Annotated in this window: 10 protein-coding genes and 1 pseudogene; all 11 read left to right on the top strand. The window is 68.3% G+C overall.

The genetic code is table 11. From position 1 onward, the window contains the following. Window positions 1–2: 2 nt before the first annotated feature. Complete coding sequence (locus QF050_RS17550; protein WP_308931560.1) at window positions 3–6,113, top strand: Ig-like domain-containing protein; 6,111 nt, start codon at window positions 3–5, stop codon at window positions 6,111–6,113. Window positions 6,114–6,182: 69 nt separating this feature from the next. After that, window positions 6,183–7,154 (top strand): MoxR family ATPase, encoded by a 972-nt coding sequence (locus QF050_RS17545; RefSeq protein ID WP_308931559.1) that lies wholly within the window; start codon window positions 6,183–6,185, stop codon window positions 7,152–7,154. 74 nt (window positions 7,155–7,228) lie between these two features. Then, on the top strand, window positions 7,229–8,572 hold the full coding sequence (locus tag QF050_RS17540) for a DUF58 domain-containing protein (RefSeq protein WP_308931558.1): 1,344 nt from the start codon (window positions 7,229–7,231) through the stop codon (window positions 8,570–8,572). Beyond that, window positions 8,569–11,196 carry a transglutaminase-like domain-containing protein gene (locus QF050_RS17535; protein WP_308931557.1) on the top strand — a complete coding sequence of 876 codons (2,628 nt, stop codon included), beginning with the start codon at window positions 8,569–8,571 and terminating at the stop codon, window positions 11,194–11,196. Before QF050_RS17540 ends, QF050_RS17535 begins: the two co-directional genes overlap by 4 nt. Continuing rightward, window positions 11,193–12,947: an RDD family protein gene (locus tag QF050_RS17530; protein ID WP_374121544.1), complete on the top strand. Its 1,755-nt coding sequence runs from the start codon at window positions 11,193–11,195 to the stop codon at window positions 12,945–12,947. The genes QF050_RS17535 and QF050_RS17530 overlap by 4 nt, the downstream gene beginning before the upstream one ends. Next, window positions 12,944–13,879 (top strand): protein phosphatase 2C domain-containing protein, encoded by a 936-nt coding sequence (locus QF050_RS17525; protein WP_308931556.1) that lies wholly within the window; start codon window positions 12,944–12,946, stop codon window positions 13,877–13,879. Before QF050_RS17530 ends, QF050_RS17525 begins: the two co-directional genes overlap by 4 nt. After that, window positions 13,866–15,938, top strand: coding sequence for an FHA domain-containing protein (locus QF050_RS17520; protein ID WP_308931555.1), 2,073 nt, complete (start codon window positions 13,866–13,868; stop codon window positions 15,936–15,938). The genes QF050_RS17525 and QF050_RS17520 overlap by 14 nt, the downstream gene beginning before the upstream one ends. Continuing rightward, the gene (locus tag QF050_RS17515) at window positions 15,935–17,692 is read left to right on the top strand and encodes a serine/threonine-protein kinase (RefSeq protein ID WP_308931554.1); all 1,758 of its coding nucleotides are present in this window, start codon (window positions 15,935–15,937) and stop codon (window positions 17,690–17,692) included. The genes QF050_RS17520 and QF050_RS17515 overlap by 4 nt, the downstream gene beginning before the upstream one ends. Window positions 17,693–17,780: 88 nt before the next feature. Then, window positions 17,781–18,486 (top strand): annotated as a pseudogene (locus QF050_RS17510) (hypothetical protein). Further along, the gene (locus QF050_RS17505) at window positions 18,483–22,928 is read left to right on the top strand and encodes an FtsK/SpoIIIE domain-containing protein (protein WP_308931553.1); all 4,446 of its coding nucleotides are present in this window, start codon (window positions 18,483–18,485) and stop codon (window positions 22,926–22,928) included. The pseudogene QF050_RS17510 and the gene QF050_RS17505 overlap by 4 nt, the downstream one beginning before the upstream one ends. 122 nt (window positions 22,929–23,050) lie before the next feature. Further along, window positions 23,051–23,674, top strand: coding sequence for a hypothetical protein (locus QF050_RS17500; RefSeq protein ID WP_308931552.1), 624 nt, complete (start codon window positions 23,051–23,053; stop codon window positions 23,672–23,674). Window positions 23,675–23,709 lie beyond the last annotated feature (35 nt).

Genomic DNA, 23,709 nt, shown 5'->3' with positions numbered 1-23,709 from the left:
CTGTGACAACTCTGCTGGGGAAGCTTGGGCTGAAAAAGCGACATAGGAAAGCCGCCGCCGGTACTGCGTTTGGTGTGGTGGTGGGTGTGGTGGTGACGGGTGCGGTGTTGTATCCGGGGTTTAAGACCACTGAGGTTGAGTTGAATGATGGTGGCGTGTGGGTGGTGTCGAAGGCTAAGAATGCTGTGGGGCGCCTTAATTATCCTTCGCGGGTGTTGGATGGTGCGGTGACGCCGGCGTCGACGTCGTTTGATGTGTTGCAGCATGCCGGTGAGGTGTTTGTTGATGATGCGACTGGTTCGACGTTGAATCAGGTGTCGCCGGCGAATATGCGTCTTGGCGGGGATAAGCGGTTGCCGGGCTCTGCTGCGGTGAGTTTTGGGGCGCAGACGATTTCGGTGACGGATCCGGGGTCGGGCAAGGTGTGGGCGGTGTCGCCGTCGACGGTGAATGGTTTTGATGAGGAGGCGTCGGAGCCTGTTTTGGTGGGTTCTGAGGGGATTGTTTCTGCGGTCGGGGCTGATGACCGGATTTATTCGGCGGATCCGAAGACCGGTGTGGTGTCGGTGACGGGGGTTGATGCCGATGGTGTGGTGACGTCCTCGGAGTCCGGTGCGTGGGATGGGCTTAAGGGTGCCGGGGATCTGCAGATGACGGTGGTGGGGGATAAGCCGGTGGTGTTGGATGCTGCGGCGGGGAACCTGTTTTTGCCTGGTGGTAAGCGGTTGGTGTTGGAGAATGCGCGGGATGCGAAGTTGCAGCAGGCCGGGCCGGGCAGTGATTTTGTTGCTGTTGCGACGCGGAAGGCGTTGTTGAAGCAGCCTCTTGATGGGGCGGCGGCGAAGACGGTGGGCTTTGATGGTGAGGGTGTGCCTGCTGCTCCGGTGCAGTTGGGCGGATGTGTGCATGCGGCGTGGTCGGGTGCGAACAAGTATGTCCGGGATTGCACCAATGATGCCGATGACAAGAATGTTCCGGTGCCCAAGGCGAGTGCGTCGCCGTCGTATGTTTTCCGGGTGAACCGGGACCTGGTGGTCTTGAATGATGTGAACTCGGGCAATGTGTGGCTGGTGAACCAGAACATGCAGCTGGTCAACAACTGGGACGACGTCATCCCGCCCAAGAACCAGTCCGATGACCAGGACCAGGAGTCGGCGGACAACAACACCATCAATGTGCTGCCGGACCGGACCAAACCCAACCGGCCGCCGGAAACCAAGCCCGACGCCATCGGCGTCCGCCCGGGCCGCACCACAATCCTCAGCGTGCTGGACAACGACTCGGATCCTGACGGCGACGTCCTGACCGCATCCGTGGGAGATGCAGGGCCGAAGTCAGGCACGCTCGAAAATATCTATGGCGGCACTGCCTTCCAAATCACCGTCCCGGCGGATGCCAAACCCGGCACGGAGACCTTCAACTACAGCGCCTCCGACGGCCGCGGGCTGTCCGCCACCGGGCAGGTCACGCTCAGCGTCGTCGGCCCCGACGAAAACAAGCCGCCGAAGTTCAAGCGCGGCGAGGACACCACCATGCTGGTGGAACAAGGCAAAACTGTCAGCCAAAACATCCTGACGGATTGGATCGACCCCGACGGCGACGACCTCGTCCTGCTTGACGCCAAGGCAGACAATGACCAGGACCAGGTCAAGGTCCGGCGGGACGGCCTGCTCACCTTCCAGGACTCCGGTGCGACAGCGGGCAAGAAGAACGTCCAAGTCACCATCTGGGACGGCCGCGCCACCGTCACCGGCAAGGTGGTGGTCAACGTCCAGCCGCCCGGAGCCTTGGCGCCGGTGGTCAACGCCGACCATGTCACCGCCGTCGTGGGCCAGGACCTGGTGATCTCACCGTTGAAGAACGACGTCGACCCGAACGGTGGTGCCCTCCGCCTCGCCCAGGTGGAGGCCAACGGTCCGGCCGAACTTAGCCCCGTCACCGACGGCGGCACCTTCACGTTCCGCAGCACCACCCCTGGGCCGGTCTACCTGACGTATATCGCCAGCAACGGGCCGCAGAGCAGCCAGGGTCTGATCCGCGTCGACGTCGAATCCGGCAACGACGGCGGCGATCCCGTGGCAGTCCACGACGTCGCCTTGATGCCCACGGGCGGCAGCGTCCTGCTGGACCCCCTGGCCAACGACTCCGACCCCTCAGGCGGCGTCCTGGTGCTGCAGTCGGTCAAAATCCCGGACAACGCCCCGGTGTCCGTCAGCGTGATCAACCACAGCGTCCTTCGGATCACCGACATCCTCGGAAGCAAGGATCCCCTGCTGTTCGAATACACCATGTCCAATGGCAAGAAGTCCGCCACGGGCAGTGTCTCCGTGGTGCCCGTCCCGGCGCCCGCCGTGCTGGAAGCACCCCAGCCAAAGCCGGACGAGGTGAACGTCCGCGTCAACGACGTCGTCACCATCCCTGTCCTTGACAACGACACGCACCCGCAAGGGCAGGAACTGACCGTCGATCCTGTCCTGCCGCAGGCCGTGGATCCGGCAGATGGCAAGAGTTTCGTCTCCGAGAACACCCTCCGCTTCATCGCGGGCAGCCAGCCCAAAACGGTCCGCGCCATCTACAACGCCGTGGATCCACAAGGCCAGAAGAGTGCCGCCGCGGTCACCATCCACATCCTTCCACTCGAAGGTGCCGAGAATTCCCGGCCCCAGCCGCGGAACCTCACCGCCCGGGTGGTGGCCGCCGGGACGGTGCGCATCCCGGTTCCGCTGGACGGCATCGATCCCGACGGCGACTCCGTCCAGCTGACGGGCATCGACAGCACCCCGGCCATGGGAACCGCCACCGTGGGAAGCAACTTCATCGACTTCACCGCCGCCGGTGACGGCGCGGGCACGGACACTTTCCGCTACAAGGTGGTTGACCGCCAAGGCGCCGTGAACACAGGCACCGTGACGGTGGGCATCGCCCCGCGCGGCGAGGTGAACCAGAAGCCCACCCCGGTGGACGACGAAGTCCGGGTCCGGCCCGGCCGGCAGATCGCCGTCGACGCCACCGCCAACGACACCGATCCCGACGGCGACCGCATCCGTATCCTCACCGACGGCATTGAGGCCGATCCCGCACTCCAGGCGAACGTCAGCAAGAACAGCGGGCGCATCATCCTGCTGGCACCGAACGAGGCCGGGACCGTCAACGTCCGCTACACCATCGCCGATGACCGCGATGCCACCGCGCAGGCGACCATCCGGCTGGTGGTGGACAACAACGTGCCGCTCAAGGCGCCCATTGCCCGTGACGACCGCGTGACGTCCGCCCAAGCGATGGGCAAGACCGCCGTCGATGTTCCGGTCCTCAAGAATGATGAGGACCCGGACGGTGTGGGGGAGAACCTGAAGATCAGCACGGAGGCCACCACCGCCAGGCCCGGCGGCAACGGCAACGTCCTGGTGGACCTGACCAAGGATCCCCAGCTCATCCCGTACACCGTGGAAGACGTGGACGGACTGCAGTCCACCGCGGTCATCTGGGTGCCGGGCCTTGGCCAGCAGGTTCCCACCCTGGCCAAGGATGAGGTCCTCGAGGTGGTGGCAGGCCAGTCGGTCGACGTGAACCTCAACGAATGGGTGAAGGTCCGCGAGGGCAGGTCGCCGCGGCTGACCCAGGCGGACCGGATCAAACTCATCGGCGCCGACAACGGCAACCCCGTGATCGGCGACGGCGCGGGCCTGAAATACACCGCAGGAGCCGACTACGTTGGCCCCGGGTCCCTCACGTTCGAGGTGACCGACGGGACCGGACCGGACGATCCTGCCGGCCTGAAGTCCACCCTCAGCATCCGTACCAAGGTCCTTCCTGACCCCAACAAGAACAACCCGCCCGAGCTGCTCGGCTCGGACGTGGACGTTCCCAAGGGAGACACGGCCAGCACGGACCTGGGCAAGTTGACCTCGGACCCGGACCGGGACGACGTCGAGAAGATGAAGTACGAACTGGTGGGCGGATCGCCCGGCGGCTTCAACGTGAGCATCGACGGAAAGACCCTCAAGGCTTCGGCGGCGGACTCCACCGCTACCGGCACCAGGGCGGCCGTCCAAGTCAAGGCCAGGGATCCGCGGGGGCTTGAGGCAACGGCCACGTACCAGCTTTCGGTGACCGCCTCCAACCGTCCCAAGCCGGTTGCCAACGACGACGTCGAAGCAAACGCCCCCGCTGGCAAGCCCGTAATCATCAACGTGCTGGCCAACGACGCCAACCCGTTCCCCGAGACCCCGCTGAAGATTATTGCCGCCAACACCGAAACGGGCAGCGGCAACGTGGGCGTCAACGGCGACTCGGTGACCGTCACGCCGGCGCCCGGCTTCACCGGAACCATGGTGGTGGCCTACACGGTGGAGGACAAGACAGGTGACGCGTCCCGGCACGCTACGGCGCGCATCCGGCTCACCGTCAAGGACAAGCCGGCGGCAGCCACCACGCCGCAGGCGCAGAGCGTGGGGGACCGCACCGCACTGCTGAACTGGACGGCCCCGGCGGACAGGGGCTCGCCCATCACCAAGTACACGGTGTATGGCGAGGGCGGGTTCCGCCAGGATTGCCCGGCCAACACCTGCACGCTCAACGGGCTGACCAACAACACTACGTACCACTTCCAGGTCACGGCCACGAATGAGTTCGGTGAGTCCGACCGTTCGCCGGCCTCGGCCGATGTCCGGCCGGACGTGAAGCCCGACACCCCGATGGCGCCCTCGCTGACCTTCGGCGACAAGCAGTTGACCGTCAACTGGACCCAGCCCGCCAGCAAGGGGTCGCCGGTGAAGTCCTACGATTTGGAAATCTCGCCGGCACCGGCCGGCCAGAACGCCCAGATCCAGAACCTGACGTCGGTCAGCTACGTCTGGAAGGGTCTGCAGAACGGGGTGTCCTACAAGGTCCGGGTCCTGGCGCGCAATGACGCCAAGGAACCGTCCGAATGGAGCCCGTATTCGGCAGCGGAGGTGCCTGCAGGGGTTCCCGCGACGCCCACCGCGCCAAGCGTGTCCCAGGCAACCCCGGTGGGCTCGCAGAGCCAGCTGCGGGTGGTCTGGTCCGCGCCCAACAACAACGGTGACGCGGTTTCTTCCTACACCCTGACCACACTCCGTGGCGGTGCGGCGGTGGCCAGCCAGCAGGTATCCGGCACGTCGCAGAACGTCACCGTGGACAACTCGGAAACGAACTACACCTTCACGGTGTCGGCCACCAACAAGGCCGGAACCAGCGGCACCAGTCCAGCGTCGGCACCTGTTCGTGCCGTCGGCAAACCGGGTATGGTCGGCACTCCCACTGCAACCCTGTATGACACCGGGGGCAACGGCGGCAAGATCGACGTGCGGTTCTCGCAGTTGACCGCCGCGCAGCGCAATGGATCGACAGCGGATGAGATCACCTATCGGTACAGCTTGACCTCCGGCGGGGGCAGCGGAACCATACCCGCCGGTGGTGGCGTAGTTCCCGCGGCCAATGGGACGCAGACCTCCGTGGTGGTGTGGGCGGTATCTTCACGCAGCACCACGGCGGGCGATGCAAGCCCGCCGTCCAACGCCGTCAACCCTTACGGGCTCGCTTTCGCTCCAACAGTCACTGGCAGCAACAGCAGCGGGGTGGGTGACAAGACCGTGTCCTGGACCTGGAACCAGCCAAGCGGCAACGGCCGGGCCGTGACCGGGTATCAGTACAGCCTGGACAACGGTCCGTGGCAGGACACCCAGCAACGGAGCTTCTCCAAGAGTGTCGGATACAGCGAGACGCACAAGCTGGAGGTACGTGCCATCAGCGCCGGCCAGCCGGGCAGGATCGGCAGCGATACCTCCCGCAGCGGTGCTGCGCCCGCCACGGACTGGTACGTCACTGCCAGCCCGACCCGAAGCTGCACGGAGCCCCGCCAGGGGACGGACAGCTTCATTGACGGCAACCCGTCGCAGTGCACCGGTGCAGGCAAGTGGCTCGATGCCGGTGCCCCGTCCACGGCTGACCGCTACCAGGTTTGGTACAAGACCTCCAATAACCCCAGCGGTATCTGGTACCACCTGAACTCCGGTATGGCCTCGGGCAACTGGCTCCGCTGCGACACCTCCAACGTGGGCTGCAACCCACCAAACGGCATGCCGAACCGCTAGCAACCGCATCACGCCTTGTGGGCCCGGGCCCACAAGGAAAATTCGACCCATCAGAAGGAAGCACATTTCATGACCATGACCATGGAGCAGGCCGAGTGGTTTGCCGGTACGTTCGAAAAGCTGGTTGCCAACGTGGGGCAGGCGGTGCTGGGCAAGGAACACGTCATCCGGCTGACCTTCACAGCCATGCTGGCCGAGGGCCACGTGCTGTTCGAGGACGCACCCGGAACGGGCAAAACCTCCCTGGCCCGGGCCCTCGCGGCCACCGTGCAGGGGTCCAACAACCGGATCCAGTTCACCCCGGACCTGCTTCCCTCCGACGTCACCGGTGTGACCATCTACGACCAGAAGACGCAGAAGTTCGAGTTCCACAAGGGCCCGATCTTCAACAACATCGTCCTGGCCGACGAAATCAACCGGGCATCGCCCAAGACCCAGTCCGCGCTGCTGGAGGTCATGGAAGAATCCCGGGTGACCGTGGATGGCGTCACCTACTCCGCGGGCCGGCCGTTCATGGTCATGGCCACCCAGAACCCGATCGAGCAGGCCGGAACCTACCGCCTCCCCGAGGCGCAGCTGGACCGGTTCCTGATCAAGACCTCCATCGGGTACCCAGACCACGCCTCCACGGTGCGGCTGCTGGGCGGCAACAACCTGAAGGACCGCTCCCAGGACCTGTCCGCCGTCATCACCACCCAGGCAGTGGCGGACATGGCAGACCTCGCCGCCACCGCGCACGTGGACACCGCAGTGCTGGAGTACATTTCGCGGCTGTGCGAGGAGACCCGGAGCGCCCCGGAAACCCGGCTCGGCGTGTCCGTGCGTGGTGCCCTGGCCATGGTCCGGGCCGCAAAGGTCTGGGCCGCCTCGCAGGGACGGAACTTCGTCCTGCCGGATGACATCAAGGAACTGGCACCCGTGGTGTGGACGCACCGGTTCGTGATGGACCCCGAAGCCGAGTTCTCCGGTGCCACCCCGGAGGCCGTCCTCACCAGGATCCTGGCCGACGTCGCCGCCCCTCAGCAGCGCACCAACGCCTGACCGGTCCGGCGCCCAGCCCAACGCTGCACGCCGGCCACCATCCCTTTCCAACGCAACAACGAAGGCACACCCACATGTCCGACGGCACGTCCAGCGGCACCCCGTTGACCCGGCTCGCGGAGCGGATCCAGCTCCTCTTCCACCGGAATGGCCGCCCCACCCGCCTGCATCCGGCAGCGGTATGGTCAGAAGCCAGCAACACGGCCCTCCTTGCCCTCACCCCGGCCTGGCGGGCCGTCCGCACCACCTGGCTGAAATACGTGTGGCCGGTCCTGTCCGTGGTCAGCATCCTGGGCTGGTCTGTCCTGGCCGCTGCCGTCCTGTTGTGGATCACCGGCCAGGCGTACGGATGGCAGGAGGCCACTGCAGCCGCCATCGCCGCCTTTGCCATGTTCGTGATCGCGGTGGCCTTCATCCTCGGCCGGTCCTCCTACGGCGTGGTCCTGGACCTTGCCCGGACCCGCGTGGCGGTGGGGGACAGCGCCGTCGGAAGCATCGCCGTCTCCAACACCTCCGCCCGGCCGTTGCTTCCCGCCGCCCTGGAACTGCCGGTTGGCAGCACCACAGCCGTGTTCCACCTGCCCCGGATGAAGCCGGGACAGGTCCACGAGGACCTGTTCACCATCCCCACCGCACGCCGCGCCGTCATCGTGGTGGGACCGGTCCGCTCCGTCCGCGCCGACCCGCTGCATCTCCTGCGCCGACAGGTCCTCTGGACCCAGCCGGAGGACCTCTTCGTGCATCCGCGGACCGTAGCCCTGGCCGGCTCCGCGGCAGGCTTCATCCGCGACCTTGAGGGCATGCCCACCACGGACCTGTCCAGCGCCGACGTCTCCTTCCACGCCCTGCGCGACTACGTGCCCGGCGATGACCGCAGGCACATCCACTGGAAGACCACCGCCCGGACCAACAAGCTGATGGTGCGCCAGTTCGAGGAAACCCGCCGCGCCCACCTGGCCATTTCGCTGTCCATCAACACGGACGAATACGCCTCCGAGAACGAATTCGAGATGGCCATCTCGGTGGCAGGGTCCATCGGCCGGCAGGCCATCCGCGAACAGCGCGAACTGGACGTCCTCACCCAGAAGGGGCCGCTGCGCTGCGAAACGGGCCGCAACCTGCTTGATGACATGACCCGGATCGTAGGCACCCCGATGCGCCGCACCGCCGTCGACCTTGCCCGGACCCTGGCGGACACCGTGCCCAACGCCTCCGTGGTGTTCTTCGTGGTGGGAAGCAACGTGACCGCCACCCAGCTCCGCTCCGCATCGGCCTCCGTCCCGCCGGGAGTCCGCAGCCTGGCAGTCCGGGTGGAAGCCGGCGCAGCCCCCACCAGGGCCAACATCGCAGACCTGACCGTCCTGACCCTCGGCGACCTGGCCGACCTTGCCATCGTGCTGAGAAAGGCCGCCGCATGAGCACCGCACCGGGCCAGTTCCCGCAAACCCGTACCCGCCGCAAAGCGCCCGGCCCCGAGTCCGCCTTCGCACACGGGCAGCCCTGGCACTTCCTGCTCGACGCCGGGGCCCTGGTTGTCCTGCTGGGGCTGGGCCTGCTCGGGTTCGGTTTGAGCTTCGGCGGCGACCCGTACTACCTGTTGTCCGGATTCGGCGGCATCATCCTTGGCTTGGGCATCGGTGCCGCCAACGCTCACCTGCGACTTGGCCTGCTGATCACCACGGCCCTGGCCTTGGCGGCCTACCTGGTCTTCGGGACCTGGCTGGCGGTGCCGGACGCGGCCATCGCCGGCTTCGTTCCCTCCCTGGATTCGTTGCGGACCCTGCTCCTGGGCGTCGTCTTCGCCTGGAAGGACATGCTCACCGTCGGCGTGCCGGTGGGAACTGCCGGCGGCGTGCTCATCGTGCCCTTCCTCAGCTCGCTCATCACGGCACTGGTGGCCGCGCTCCTGACCTGGCGCGCGCGGAGCCCCTACCTGCCCCTGCTGCCTGTCCTGGTCCTGTTCGTTACCGGCATCGCGTTCAGCACCAACGCGGCGTTCCTGACCCTGGAACGCGGAATCGGCCTGACAGTCCTCGGCATTGCCTGGGCCACGTTCCGCCGGGACATCCTGCGGCGGGACAGCACCCGGCGGGTGGCCGTCAACACCCCGCAGACCGACAGCGGCACCGCCCGGCGTGCCCGGATCCGGCGCCTCGGGATGGCAGCGGGAGTAATCGCCCTCAGCGTGGGCGTCACCGCCGTGGCCGCACCCCTGGTCAACGCCGGCGAGGACCGGAAGGTCCTCCGCAACGTGGTGGTCCCGCCGTTCGACCCCAAGGACTACGTCACGCCGCTGGCGAGTTTCCGCACCTACGTCAAGGACAAGAAGGACGACACCATCTTCGTCGTCAAGGGGCTGCCGCGGGACGGCCGGGTACGGCTGGGTGCGCTGGACGCCTTCAACGGCACCAACTACAACATGGACCCCAACGGCTCCGGCAACTTCAGCAAGGTGGGCGATGCCAAGTCCATCAACACCCTTGCCGACACTACCGGGGTGGTGCCCACCAACGACTACTCGATCAGCATCAACATCGAGGACTACCAGGGCTTCTTCGTCCCCGGCGGCCGCAAGACCACCGGCATCAGCTTTGACCAGTCCGGCTCCGCCGCGGCCGCCGGCCTCTACTTCAACCCCGGCACGGACACCGCCGTCACCACCAACGGCCTCACCCGTGGCGATTCCTACAGCGTCCAGGTTTCCGATCCCGTCAAACTCGAACACGGCCAGCTGACGCAGTACGACTTCGCGAAAGTCTCTCTACCCGATCCCCTGGAAGTGCCGCCCGTCGTAGGCTCCCAGGCCAATGACCTCTCCGCGGATGCCCCCACGGCGATCGACCGGGTCCGCCAAATCGAGGCGCATTTCCAGAAGACGGGTGCCTTCAGCAACGGCCTGGTCAGCGAAGGGCAGCTGCCCAGCGTTTCCGGCCACGGCGCGGCCCGAATCCGGAACCTGCTCACTGCCAAGCAGATGCTGGGCGACGATGAGCAGTACGCCGTGGCCATGGCCCTGATGCTCCGGCACCTGGGCATCCCGTCCAGGGTGGTGATGGGGTTCTATCCTGAGCCCACCAGCCCTGAAAACGGTGCCGGCGAAGTGAAGATCACCGGTAAGGACGTCCACGCCTGGGTGGAGGTCGCGTTCGAGCGCGTGGGCTGGGTCAGCTTCGACCCCACCCCGCCAAAGGACAACATCCCCATCCCGCCGGACCCGGAAAGCAAGTCCAAGCCCAAGCCACAGGTGCTGCAGCCGCCACCCCCGCCACAGGAGCCCGCGGACCTGCCGCCGGACTCCTCGCCGGACGCGCTGGACGCCGACCAGAAGAAGAACAATCCGTGGTTGTTCTGGGGTGCGCTGCTGGGTGCGCTGGGCGTCGTTGCCATCCCCGTGGTGATCATTGCCTTGCCGTTGTTGCTGATCGCCTTGTTAAAGACGCGACGGCGGAAGCAGCGTTTCCGCGACGGCCATCCGGCCCAGCGCGTCGGCGGAGGGTGGAGCGAGGTGGTGAGCCTGGCAACGGACATGGGTGCCGCCGTCGACGCCCGCTCGACGCGCCGGGAAAGCGCCGCAGTGCTGGCCGAGGCGTTCCCTGCCAGCCAGGGAACCACGACGCTCCTTGCCCGCCGGGCCGATGCCTCCATCTTCGGCGCCGGCCAGCCCACGGAAGAGGAGGTCAAGGAGTACTGGACTATCGTTGATGGCTCGCTCAAGGAGATGACCGCCACCGTGGGGTTCTGGCGCCGGCAACAGGCGCGGTTCTCGCCCCGCTCGCTGCTCAGCGACGCGCGGAGTGCGATGAACTCGGGCAGCGGGCTCTCGCTGCGCCGCCTCCGGCAGGGACTGCCGGCGTCGGCGTCCGTGTTCGCCGGCCGCCGCCGTCGTTCCCCGGGCGGCCCCGCAACGCCCGGCCCACCGGCAAGCGAACCACAAGGACCAAGCCAGCAAGGACCAAGCGAGCAAGGACCGGGCCAGCCGGGTGCCGGCCAACCGGGACCCGGCGATCCAGGAACCAACCAGCAAGGACCAACCGAGCAGTGACTTCAGACGCCGACCGCTGCCCGCGCTGCCAGCAAACCATCCGCGCGGGCGCCACCTTCTGTGCTGCCTGCGGTTCGCCGCTGCCCAACCGGGCGGCCCGCCGCAACCGCACCCAGACCCCCGGCGCGCACGGCGTCCAGGCCGGGGCCCGGACCGTGGGCGCCGCGCACGCGCCGGGGATTCCCGGTACTATCCCGGTAGTAGAAAGGCCTGCGGCAGCCCAGCCGGCGGGCATCGCATATCCGGGTACCGCACCTGCGGGCACCGATCCGGTCAGTGCCGGCGGTTCCACCAGGGTGGGGGCCGCTCCAGGGGGAGGAACGGGAATGGCAGTTAACCTTGAGCTTGTTCCGGCTGCGGCGGGCAAGCGGTTGGGCGCTGCCGTCATCGACTGGCTGCCCGGCGTGGCAGTGCTGGTGGTGACGTTCGCCATCGGCTTCGCCGGCATCACCCGGACCCGAAGCGGCGGCTTCATCGTCTACGACACTTCATCCCTGGTGCTGTTCGGCGGCATCGGCCTCGGCCTGACACTCGCCTACCTCTTTGTGGTGCTCGGCCTGGAAGCCCGTACCGGCAAGACCCCCGGCAACCTGCTGATGGGCATCCGCAGCGCGGACCAGGACGGCTACGCGCCCGGGGCCGGCGCCGTCTTCCTGCGGGGAGTGATCACCGGCGCAGGCATCCTGCTGGCCCTGCTGGCTGCTGTCCTGGTGGTGGTTTTCAAGTGGTTTGACGCCGCCCTATTCGTCCTCGGCCCGCTGCTCCTGCTGGGTGCCGTGTGGGCGGTGCTGGTGGTGGTTTCCAGCCAGTGGGACAAGAATGGCGGGTTGCGGGCCTGGAACGACACCGCCGCGAAGACGCTCATGTTCGACGTCAAGGCAGGCCGCGACCCCATCGCCACCGGTGGCATCCAGGGCCCCTACAGTTTCGCGCCCCTGGACCTTCCGCCCGTCCAGCAGGTGCTGTCCCCGGTGGCCGGGGCCGCGACGGCCCACGCGGCTGCCGCGCAGCCACCCGCGCCGCAGCCGCCGCACTCGCAGGCTCCGCTGCCCCGGACCGCCCCGCCGCAGGCAGCTCCGCTCCAGACGGCACCCCAATTCGCTCCTCCGCAGGCTCCGGTGCCCCAGGCGCCCCAGGCGCCCCAGGCTCCGGCGCCGTCAGCCACCATGCCGTCGCAAACCATGCCCTACACCAGCCCTGCCTCCTTCGCGCCGCCGCCCGCGCAGGCCGCCGCGTATCCCGCAGCGTCCCGGGACGCACAGCCCGCCCCGTCGCACGCCGCGCAGCCGGTGGGTGGCAGCCGAGGGTTCGCGCCGGGGGCGCCGGCTTCCACCGCAGGCCACCGGGTGGCCGGGCCGCACGTTGACGACGACGTCGAACGCACCCAGGTGCGCCCGGATGCCGGCGGACCGGCCCCCGTGGCCGTCCTGCGGATCCGCTTGGACGACGGCCGCGACTTCCAGCTGGACCGCAGCGTCCTGGTGGGCCGCAACCCCGTGGGCCAGGCCGGGGAACAGCATGCCCAGCTTCTGGCCGTGGACGATCCCGGACGCTCCATCTCAAAGACCCACCTGCACCTGCTCACCGATGGTGCAGGGATCTGGGTGACTGACCGGCAGTCGACCAACGGCAGCGCCGTGACCACCCCCGACGGCCTGCGCACCCCCTTGGCGCCGGGCGTCCCAACATTTGTTACCCCGGGCTCCAGCGTGCATTTTGGAGACCGCACCTTTTACCTAGGACAGGCATGAACCAGCACCCCGCCAGTGTTTCCTCCACCATCCAGCCGGGGCCGGGCCTCAGCCTCACCTACGGCTATGGGACGGACAGGGGACTCCGCAGGGAGCTGAACGAGGATTCCTACATCGCCGCGGATCCCGTCTTCGCCGTGGCCGACGGCATGGGCGGCCACGAGGCCGGCGAGATAGCCAGCGGCCTGTGCGTGCGGGCCCTGGCCGGGATTCCGCAGCTCGCCACGGGGGAGCGGAGCATCACGGCGTCGGTCCTCCAGCAGTACCTGGTGCGGGCGGACAACTCTATCCGTGAGGCCGCCGGAGCCCGCGCCGGCACCACCCTCACGGGAGCGGTCGTCGTGGAACAGATGGGCATGCCGTACTGGTTGGTGCTGAATATCGGCGATTCCCGCACCTACCGCCTCAGCCAGGGCCGGTTCGAGCAGATCAGCGTAGACCACTCAGAGGTCCAGGAGCTCGTGGACGCGGGGGAGATCACCGCCCAGGAAGCCGCCGTGCATCCCCGACGGCACGTTGTCACCCGGGCCCTGGGCACGGGGGATGAGACGGAAGCTGACTACTGGCTCCTGCCGGTCGAGGAGGGAGACAGGGTCCTGGTCTGCTCCGACGGGCTGACCGGGGAACTGGCGGACGAGGACATCCTCCGCATCCTCAGCACCGTGGCCCAGCCTCAGGACGCGGTGGACGCCCTGATCCAGGCCGCCCTGCGCAGTGGGGGCAGGGACAACGTCACGGCCATCGTGGTGGACGCCAGGAACGTAGCGAACGACGACGGCGCCGGCACCACCGCGCCGCGATTCAGCCCGGGGGACGGGGACGAGGAGACGCTGCCGCGTCCGCTGGCCAACGGAGCCGTGACGCAGCCCTTGCCCGAACAGGCGGAGACCGGCGCGGACGGCGAAGGGGAACGCGACGATGACCTGCGCTAGCTACATCCCCGGCACCTGGCTTGGCGTTGTCCGGTCCGGTACGGCCGTCCTCCTGGGCCCCGAGTCACCCGCCGAACTCGCCGGTGCCCTCTGGGAACTCCTGGCCGGCCGGCCCGAACCGCACGAGGTCCTCGCCGCCGTGACCAGCAGCTCGGGCGGATCGCTGGCCCGGATACCCTCCTTCGGCATCCTGGACTTCAACGGACCGTTGCGGGTCTTCCTGCGCGGCAACCTCGACCTCCGCGTGGAGCAGCCCGGCGGAGCCGTGGACCTGGACGGCCGGGACGTCACCACCTGGAACGAGCGCCGGTTTGCCGTCCCCGGGATGTGCCGGTTGGACATCGCTGACGGCGGCCCCGGGGACCAGCCCGAGCTGCCGTTCGGCGAAGGGGTGGTGTTGCTGCAGGCATTGACGCTCGGCGTCCCGTCCGGCCCCGCAGCGGTTACCGCCCCCGCGGCCCCGGAACGGGCCGCCGCCATGGAGAACCCGGATGCGGCAGAAGCCCCTGTTGACGCAGAAGCCCCGGGCCAGACGAAAAACCCGGTTGTCGTGGAAGACGTGGTTGCGCCCGAAAACCCGGTTGTCGTGGAAGACGTGGTTGCGCCCGAAAGTCCGGTCGGCGTCGAAAGCGTGGTTGCGGGGGATGCCCCCGGCATGGGCGGGGGCGCCGGCACGGCAGGCCGCTTCACCAGTCCCGACCCTGAGGAACAGGAGGACCTGCCCGGCATCACCCTCCTTCCCGAGCATGGTGCATCTGCCGAGACGGTGCTGGGAGTGCTTGACGAGGACCAGGAGGGGCTGCAGGTGGACGACGGACCCAACCCGGCAGCGGTCGGGGACGCGGCCGACCCCGACGCCACGATCGCCCCCGGCGCCATCTTCGCCGCTGACCCGGCGGTCGATGCCGGCACGGGGGACGCGGTTCAGCCGGAGGACGATGCGCCGCCGGCCGGTGCATCCGAATCGGCTGATGCGCCCCCTGCGGTGGAAATGACTACGTCCTACGACCATTTGTGGGACCGGACCGTGATGCGGAACATCGAGGACGCGGCAGTCCGTGAGGATCCCGACGCCAACTCCGGCCTCGTGGCCGTCAACCCGCAGCCTGCGCTGACGGCGGCCGAACAGCTCCCCGCCCTGGGCGCAGCCGAAGACTCATCCCCGGCCGGGCAGTCCTCCGGGCCCGCCACGGCGCCAGGAACCGCGGCGGTAGTTTCCGCTGGCACGGACTCATCTCCCAACCCCACCCCGGATACCGGCCCGGGAGCACAGGCTCCCGCCCCCGCTCCCACCGGCGTCCTCATCGACTCCGTACCGTGGCGCACCGGAGGAGCGGCGTCCGTTCCGTCGTCGGCCGGCTCCGCCCCAAACGTGGGGACGCCGCCTGCCTTCGCACCGCCAGCGGGCCCTGAAGGATCCGCGAACGCCGACACCGCACCCGCCTTCCCAGCAGGCCGGCCACCTGCGGCAGGAACTCCGGACCAGGCACCTGCCGCCGGATTCGACCCCGACCATGACGGCCAGACCGTCATGAAGAGCAGCCTCCCCGGCATGGCTCCGCATCCGGCGGCTCCGGCCACCGGCCAGGACACGGCCGGTGGACCGATGGTGCTGGCCCGGGTTTGTCCGCAAGGACATGCCAACCCGCCCACCCGCGCCCTGTGCAGTGCCTGCGGGGGCACCCTGCTGCCGGACGCCGTCCAGGTGGCGCGCCCCAGGCTGGGACGGGTGCGCCTGTCCACCGGCGACCTGCTGGACCTCGACCAGTCGATGGTTATTGGGCGGCAGCCGTCGGTATCGCGCGTCCAGGGCGGTGTGATGCCGCGGCTGGTGCAGGTGGCGAGCCCGGGCGGTGACATCTCCAGGTCCCACGTGGAGGTCCGGCTCGAGGGCTGGCACGTCATGCTCTGCGACCTCAAGGCCACCAACGGCACTGTCCTGGTGCGTGAAGGCCAGCCGCCGCGCCGCCTGGCCCAGAACGAGATGGCCATCCTGCTCGATGGCGACATCGCGGAGCTTGGCGACAACATCTCACTGCGTTTTGAGGAGATTCCTTGAGTTCCAAACGGCCCGTAGCGCCGCCGCCCCGGATCGCGGGGTTCAATTACATCAGCCTGCTCGGCTCGGGCGGGTTTTCCGACGTCTACCTGTACGAGCAGGACAGGCCGCGCCGGAAAGTCGCCGTTAAGGTGCTGCTCTCCGACTTGAAAACCGAGGGTGCCCGCCGGCGCTTCGAATCCGAGGCCAACCTGATGGCCCAGCTGTCCTCGCACCCCTACATCGTCACCATTTTCGAAGCGGAAGTGACCGACGACGGGCATTCCTACCTGGCCATGGAGTACTGCTCCCGGCCCAGCCTGGACGTGCGCTACCGGCGGCAGCGCTTCAGCGTCGATGAGGTCCTGGCCGTCGGCATCCAGGTGGCGTCCGCCGTCGAAACCGCGCACCGCGCCGGCATCGCCCACCGCGACATCAAGCCCGCCAACATCCTGGTGACGGACTACAACCGCCCGGCCCTGACCGACTTCGGCATTTCCGGCACCCTGGCAGGCGACACGGACGACGACTCGGGGATGTCCATTCCGTGGTCCCCGCCCGAGCAATTCCGCGACGGGAGCGTTGACGGCGTCATGGTGGACGTGTGGGCCCTCGGCGCCACCTTGTACACCCTCCTGGCCGGCCGCTCGCCCTTCGTCATGCCCGGGGCCGACAATTCGCAACGCGAACTGATCAACAGGATCAGCAACATGGCCCTGCCGCGGCTGGGACGGGCGGACGTGCCGGAATCCCTGGAACTGGCGCTGTCCACGGCCATGGCCAAGTCCGCGCAGTCCCGCTACAGTTCCGCGCACGCCTTCGCCCTGGCACTGCAGCGCATCCAGGCCGAACTCAACCTCTCCGTCACCCCCTTCGAAGTGCTGGAGGAACCGCAGCAGGAGGAGGGCCACCCGGACGACGGGACCGAGGAAACCCGCGTCCGCAGCATCGCCGCCATCGATCCCGAACGGACCGGCAGCGCACCAACGTTCCCCGCGCGCACCCGCCCCAACCAGCCCGGCGGCGGCACCGACGCAACCGGTCCAAGGGGAGGTGCCGTCCCGCCGTCGCACTTCACTCCCGCCACGCCGGGGCAGTGGCAGCCGGCCCCGTCCGTACCCCACCTTCCTGCCGGCCCCGCCGCGCCGGAAGCAGCCGACGGCGCCCGGCCGGGGGATTGGGCGCAGTCCACCGTGCTGCGGGGCAGCGCCGGGGCACCACACTATGGCGCGGCGGTCACCGGCCCGGCAGGCAGCGGGGAGGACACGGCATACACCGCTGACGCAACGGTCCAGCGGTCCGTGAAGGCGGACGAACCGCCGGCGGCTCCTGAGGCCGACCATGGCAAACGCAACCTCTGGCTCGCAATCGCCGGCGGGACCCTCCTGGCGCTTGCGGCTGTGGTGGGCATCGTGGTGGCCAATTCGGCCACCGGCACCTCCAAAGCTGTGGAAACCCAACAGGTCAGCAAACCTCCCGCGGACGCCCTGGACAACGGCACCGTGCCCGACGTCGAAGGGCTCAAGGGCACCATCGGCGCCGACGGGGAAGCCAGCTTCACGTGGACCAACCCGCAGCCCAAGGACGGGGACACCTACAAGTGGAAGGTGTACACCATCGGCGGCAACAGCGCGGAATTCACGTCGGTGGCGAACCCGCCGGTCCGGATCCGGCCCAATCCCGGCGGGCAGACCTGCATCCAGGTGATGATCGTGCGCACTGACGGTGCATTTTCACCCATGGAGGAGGGCTCCATCGCCTGCACCGGCCAATGAGCAGCTTGGACGTTCCAACGAGCCGGCAGCTCCGCACCACCAGCTTTGACGGTTACCGCAACACTTCTGCCCTGAGGAGGCACAGATCATGGGGGATCTCGCAATAGATTTCTGTGGCGAATGGTACGAGCCATCGGATGAGGACATCTTCAACATCGGCCGCGAAGGCGACCTTGAAGTGGACGACAACCCGTACTTGCACCGGCAGTTCCTGCAGGTTGCCCGCTACGACGGCATCTGGTGGCTCAGCAACGTGGGCAGCATGCTGTCCGCCACGGTGGCCGACGCCTCCGGCGGCATGCAGGCCTGACTTTCCCCCGGCGCACGGATCCCGCTGGTATTCAGCCACACCAACATTATTTTTACGGCCGGGCCCCACCACGTACGAGTTCGCGGTGCACCTGAAGACCCCGTCCTTCCGGCAGGAAGCCCGTGAAGACAGCAGTGGCGGCGACACCACGATCGGACCGGTGGTCTTCACCGATGCGCAGAAGGCACTGATCGTGGCGCTCGCCGAGCCGGTCCTCCGGCGCGAAGGCACCGGCTTCAGCACCATTCCGTCCTCGGCCGCGGCCGCCAAGACGCTCGGCTGGGCGCTGACCCGCTTCAACCGGAAACTGGACAACGTCTGCGACAAGCTGGACCGGGTGGGCGTTGTGGGGCTGCGCGGGGGCGGCGGCAAACTGGCCACCAACCGCCGCGCCCGGCTGGTGGAGCACGCCGTCACCACCCACCTGGTGACGCCTGATGACCTGTACCTGCTGGAAAAGATGAGGGGCGTGGACGAAGGATGAGGATCCGCCTGACACTCCGCCGCGAGCCCGCCGACGCCAAGGACCTGGCCGTCACGGTGGACGGCCTTGCCACTGTGGCCGACATCGCCACAGTCCTGTGGGCGGCGGACCCGGACCGCAAGGGAACGCCCCCGCCGGAGAACCTCTCGCTGCGCATCGACGAAGCCTTCGTCGGCGGCGGCATCACCGGAAATGTCCTGGCCCGCCAGGACAACCTGCTCGAATCGGGCCTGCGCCCCGGTTCGGTGGTATCGCTGGCCCAGGTCAGCGAGCAGTTCCACGAGCCGGGCGCCAGCCGCGGACCGGCCGCCGCCACCTTGCGCGTATTGTCAGGGCCCGACGTCGGCCGCGAATTTTCGCTGCCCACCGGCACCAGCTACATCGGCAGGGACCGGGACGTCGATATCCGCCTGACGGACCCGCTCACTTCCAAGCGGCACGCCCGGATCACCGTGGCCGACGGCATCGAGATCGTTGACACGAACTCCGCCAACGGCCTGCTGATGGACGGGCTTCCCGTCACGCGCGCAACCCTGAACTCCTCCGACACGGTGACCCTGGGGGACACCACTGTCACCGTGGTTCCGCTGGGCCACAACCATGCGGCAGCGCCGACGTCGCCCCTGGTGGACTTCAACCGTTCCCCGCGGGTGGTACCTCGGTTCGAGGTGCCCACACGCGTCCTGCCGGCCGGCCCCAAGCGCCCCGAAGACCATCCCTTCCCCTACATCATGCTGGTGGCGCCGCTGATGATGGGCGCGGTGATTTTCGCGGTCACCCAGAACGTGCTCTCCATGGTGTTCATGCTGATGATGCCCTTGTTCATCGTGGGCCATTACGTGGACCAGAAGATGCGGACCAGGAAGCAGCAGAAGGAACAGCTCAAGCAGTTCCGGGCGTCCATGGCGGCGTTCCGGCAGGACCTGACTGAACTGCAGCAAGTGGAACGGGCCGTCCGGCTGCAGGAAGCGCCGTCGGTCAGCGACACCGTGGACGCCATTTACAAGCTGGGCCCGCTGCTGTGGACCCACCGCCCGGAGCATTCCTCGTTCCTGGGCCTCCGCTTCGGCCTGGGCACCGCACCGTCCCGCGTCCCGTTGGAGGAACCCTCCAGCAATGACACCGAAGTCCAGTACAGCCGCGAAATCCAGGACTGCATCAAGCAGTTCAGCGAGATCGAAGGCGTGCCCGTGGTCTCCCAGCTGCGGACCTCCGGTGCCCTGGGCATCGCCGGTGCCCGCGGGCTGGTGGACGATGTTGCCCGCGGCATGGTGCTCCAACTGGTGGGCCTGCATTCGCCAGCCGAGGTTGTCCTGACGGCCATCACGTCAGCCCAGTCGCGGCAACGCTGGGACTGGCTGCAGTGGCTGCCGCATGTCGGTTCGGGCCACAGCCCGCTGGGCGGGGACCACCTCGCGGCCGGCTCCGCCGGCGGGTCCTCCCTGCTGGCCCGGCTTGAGGACCTGGTGGACGCCCGCGAAGCCGCGGCCAAACGTGCTGGCCCGGAGCTGCGCCCCGGCATCGACCCCGCCAAGCACGAGCTGGAAGAGCCCGTCCTGCCCGCGGTGCTGGTCATCGTGGAGGATGACGCGCCGGTTGACCGCGGCCGCCTGACCCGGCTGGCCGAGCAGGGACCGGATTCGGGCGTCCACGTCCTGTGGGTGGCCACCGACATCCAGGCGCTCCCGGCTGCCTGCCGCGATTTCATGGTGGTGGACGGCGACCACGGCACGACCACCGGACAGGTGCGCCTGGGCCGCCATACCTACCCCGTCAGCTGCGAGAGCGTAGACGCCGGGCTTGCGGCCCAGCTCGCCCGGATGCTGGCGCCAGTGGTGGATGTGGGCAAGCCGGTGAACGACGACTCCGACCTGCCGCGGGCCGTGTCCTATGCGACCCTGATCGGCAAGGACTTCCTGGACAACCCGCAGGCGGTGGCCGAGCGCTGGACGGAAAACAACTCCGTGCATGCCACCGCCGTGGCAAACCGCAAGGACAACGGCACGCTCCGGGCCCTGGTGGGCTCCAAAGGTATCGAGCCGCTCTACCTGGACCTGAAGAATGAGGGCCCGCATGCCCTGGTGGGCGGCACCACCGGCGCAGGCAAGTCCGAGTTCCTGCAGTCCTGGGTGATGGGCATGGCCGCGGCCTACAGCCCGGACCGGGTCAGTTTCCTCTTTGTGGACTACAAGGGCGGCGCCGCATTCGCGGACTGCATCAACCTGCCGCATACGGTGGGCCTGGTCACGGACCTTTCCCCGCACCTGGTGCGCCGGGCCCTGACGTCCCTGCGCGCCGAGTTGCATTACCGTGAGCAGCTGCTGAACCGGAAGAAAGCAAAGGACTTGCTGGCCCTGCACCGCGAAGCTGACCCGGATGCCCCGCCGTACCTGGTCATCATCGTGGACGAGTTCGCCGCCTTGGCAAACGATGTTCCCGAGTTTGTGGACGGGGTGGTGGACGTGGCCGCCCGTGGCCGCTCCCTGGGCCTGCACCTCATCCTGGCCACCCAGCGGCCGGCCGGCGTCATCAAGGACAACCTCCGCGCCAACACCAACCTTCGCGTGGCCCTGCGCATGGCCGACGAGGAAGACGCCACCGACATCCTCGGCGTCCCGGACGCAGCCTACTTCGACCCCGCCATCCCCGGCCGCGGCGCAGCCAAGACCGGCCCGGGCAGGATCCAGGGGTTCCAGACCGGCTACGCCGGCGGCTGGACCACCGACAAGCCGCAGCGGCCGCAGATCGACATCGTGGAGATGGCCTTCGGGTCCGGTCCCAGCTGGGAAGCGCCCGCGCCCGACAAGCCTGCTGCGCCGGAGCCGGCCGGCCCCAACGACATCGCGCGGATGACCTCCACGATCGTGCACGCGGCGGACACACTGGACATCCGGCCGCCGCGCAAGCCGTGGCTGGATGAGCTGGCAAAGACCTACGACTTCTCCAAGCTGCCCAACCCCCGCACGGACGAACAGCTGCTGTTGGGCGTCGCGGACGACCCCGTCCACCAGGACCAGCCCACCGTGTTCTACGAACCCGACCGAGACGGCAACATGGCCATTTACGGCACGGGCGGCTCGGGCAAGTCGGCCGCACTGCGGGGCATCGCGATTGCCGCAGCTGTGACCCCGCGCGGCGGACCGGTGCACGTCTACGGCATCGACTGCGGCTCGTCGGGGTTGCGGATGCTTGAGGAACTGCCACACGTCGGCGAGATCATCAACGGCGACGACGTCGAACGCGTGGGGCGCCTGCTGCGGCTCCTGCGGGACATCGCCGAGCTGCGTTCCGCGCAGTTCGCCGAGGTGCGGGCGTCCACCATCGTTGAATACCGGAAGCTGGCGAACCGGCCGCACGAGAAAAGGATCTTCGTTCTGGTGGACGGCATGTCCGCCTTCCGCGAGGCCTACGAGCACAGCAAACTCTCCGGGCTCTGGGACATCTTCCTCCAGCTGGCCACCGACGGCCGCACCTTGGGCATCCACCTGGTGGTGACGGGGGACCGGCCCAACGCCGTGCCCGCCTCACTGCTGGCCTCGATCCAGCGCCGGCTGGTCCTGCGCCTGTCCTCCGAGGACGACTACATCTCCATGGACGTGCCCCGGGACGTCCTCACCGCCACGTCGCCCCCGGGCCGCGGGCTCCTCGACGGCCTCGAAGTCCAGCTGGCGGTCCTCGGCGGCAACTCGAACCTGGCCCTGCAGGCCCGCGAAGTCCACAAACTCAGCGAAGCCATGCAGCGCCAGGGCCTGGACACCGCCCCCGGGATCGAACGGCTCCCGGACCAGGTGGACCTGGACGTGCTGCCCGCCGGCAGCCCCGACCTGCCCGTCATCGGTGTGGACGACGAGTCGTTGCAGCCGGCCGAGGTCATGGCCCGCGGCCCGCTGCTGCTGGCAGGCCCGCCCGGCGCCGGGCGTACCGTGGCGCTTGTCACCCTGGCATACTCGCTGCGCCGGTCCAACCCCGCCACCGAGCTGATCTACATCGGTTCCCGCCGGTCCGCCGTCGCCTCGTTGCCCATCTGGAACCGGTCCGTGGTGGGCCCGGACGACCTCGCCGAGGTGGTGGAGGACCTGGTGGAGCACTCCACCGGCAACCCGGGATCGGTGGCGATCTTCATCGAGGGCCTCACCGAGTTCACCGACACCGTCGCGGAATCCGGAATCGCGCAGCTGGTCACGGCGTCCCTCAAGGCAGACCAGTGGGTGATCGGCGAGTCCGAGTCCTCCACCTGGTCCTCGGCCTGGCAGCTTGCCCAGCCCTTCAAATCAGGCCGGCGGGGATTGCTGCTGAACCCGGGGGACATCGAGGGCGACAGCCTGCTCAACACCTCCCTGGGCCGGGTCAGCCCCGACTTCATTCCCGGCCGTGGCTACGTGGTGGGACGCGGCAAGGCACGGAAAATCCAGGTGGCGCTGCCGCCTGAAAACCGGGACTGAACAGCCCGGATAATTGCGGGGCCGCCACAGCCGCGGATTTGCGGCCCCGCAGGGCGTTGTAGAAGACTACCGGGGACACCAGAAAGCCGCGGTGGGGGGACTGCGCGCAGCGAAAGGTAGCAATGGCCCCGTCCGCACCGGTTCTCCGCACTGTTTCGACGACGGCAACAGCAGCTGTCCTGGCCCTGGCCTTCGGCATCTTTCCGGCTGGCCCGGCGCTCGCCGCCACCCCGCAGCCCTCGCCCACCCTCGCGTCAGGGACCCAAACGACGCCAGACTGCGGGATGCTCTGCCTGCCCGTCCTTGCCAGCAGCCCGGACACCGGCCAAACGGGGCGGCCGCGTAAATCCAAGGACCCGGTATCGCCGCCCGCGTCCCCGGCGCCTCCCGCCGGGGACGCGCCGGTCCAGCCGCCACAGCCTGCCGAACCCCCGGCCGGCACCCCGCTACCGGCCGACGCTCCGGCCCAGTCCGCAGACGCGGAGGCAGCTCCCGACGGCGCGGCAACCGCAGCCACTTCAGCCGATGCCGGTTATCGGCCGCCCACCGGCCCGTCCAGCGGGCAGGACTGGAACAGCCCGGTCACCCGGTCCGCGGCGCCAACCCAGCTGGCTGCCGTTTCCCCCGCCCGCGGAGAGGGCCCCGGCGGACCGGCACTCCTGCCTATTGCGCTGGGAACGGTGCTGTTGGCCATAGCGGCCGGCGCTTTCGCATGGTGGAACCGCAACCGGCTCCGGTCGCACTGACGCCGCCTCGGCACGGCCTTGGTTCGTGCCGTGCA

Origin of the sequence: Arthrobacter sp. SLBN-112 (assembly GCF_030944625.1) — a bacterium.
GTDB lineage: Bacteria > Actinomycetota > Actinomycetes > Actinomycetales > Micrococcaceae > Arthrobacter.
Note: the sequence above shows the minus strand (reverse complement) of the source record. Positions and strands in the feature narration are given on the sequence as shown.

Excerpts from the sequence above, each read along its gene's own strand:
- QF050_RS17545 (WP_308931559.1), top strand. The coding sequence starts at position 6,183 with ATGACCATGACCATGGAGCAGGCCGAGTGGTTTGCCGGTACGTTCGAA.
- QF050_RS17540 (WP_308931558.1), top strand. The coding sequence starts at position 7,229 with ATGTCCGACGGCACGTCCAGCGGCACCCCGTTGACCCGGCTCGCGGAG.
- QF050_RS17535 (WP_308931557.1), top strand. The coding sequence starts at position 8,569 with ATGAGCACCGCACCGGGCCAGTTCCCGCAAACCCGTACCCGCCGCAAA.
- QF050_RS17525 (WP_308931556.1), top strand. The coding sequence starts at position 12,944 with ATGAACCAGCACCCCGCCAGTGTTTCCTCCACCATCCAGCCGGGGCCG.
- QF050_RS17520 (WP_308931555.1), top strand. The coding sequence starts at position 13,866 with ATGACCTGCGCTAGCTACATCCCCGGCACCTGGCTTGGCGTTGTCCGG.
- QF050_RS17505 (WP_308931553.1), top strand. The coding sequence starts at position 18,483 with ATGAGGATCCGCCTGACACTCCGCCGCGAGCCCGCCGACGCCAAGGAC.
- QF050_RS17500 (WP_308931552.1), top strand. The coding sequence starts at position 23,051 with ATGGCCCCGTCCGCACCGGTTCTCCGCACTGTTTCGACGACGGCAACA.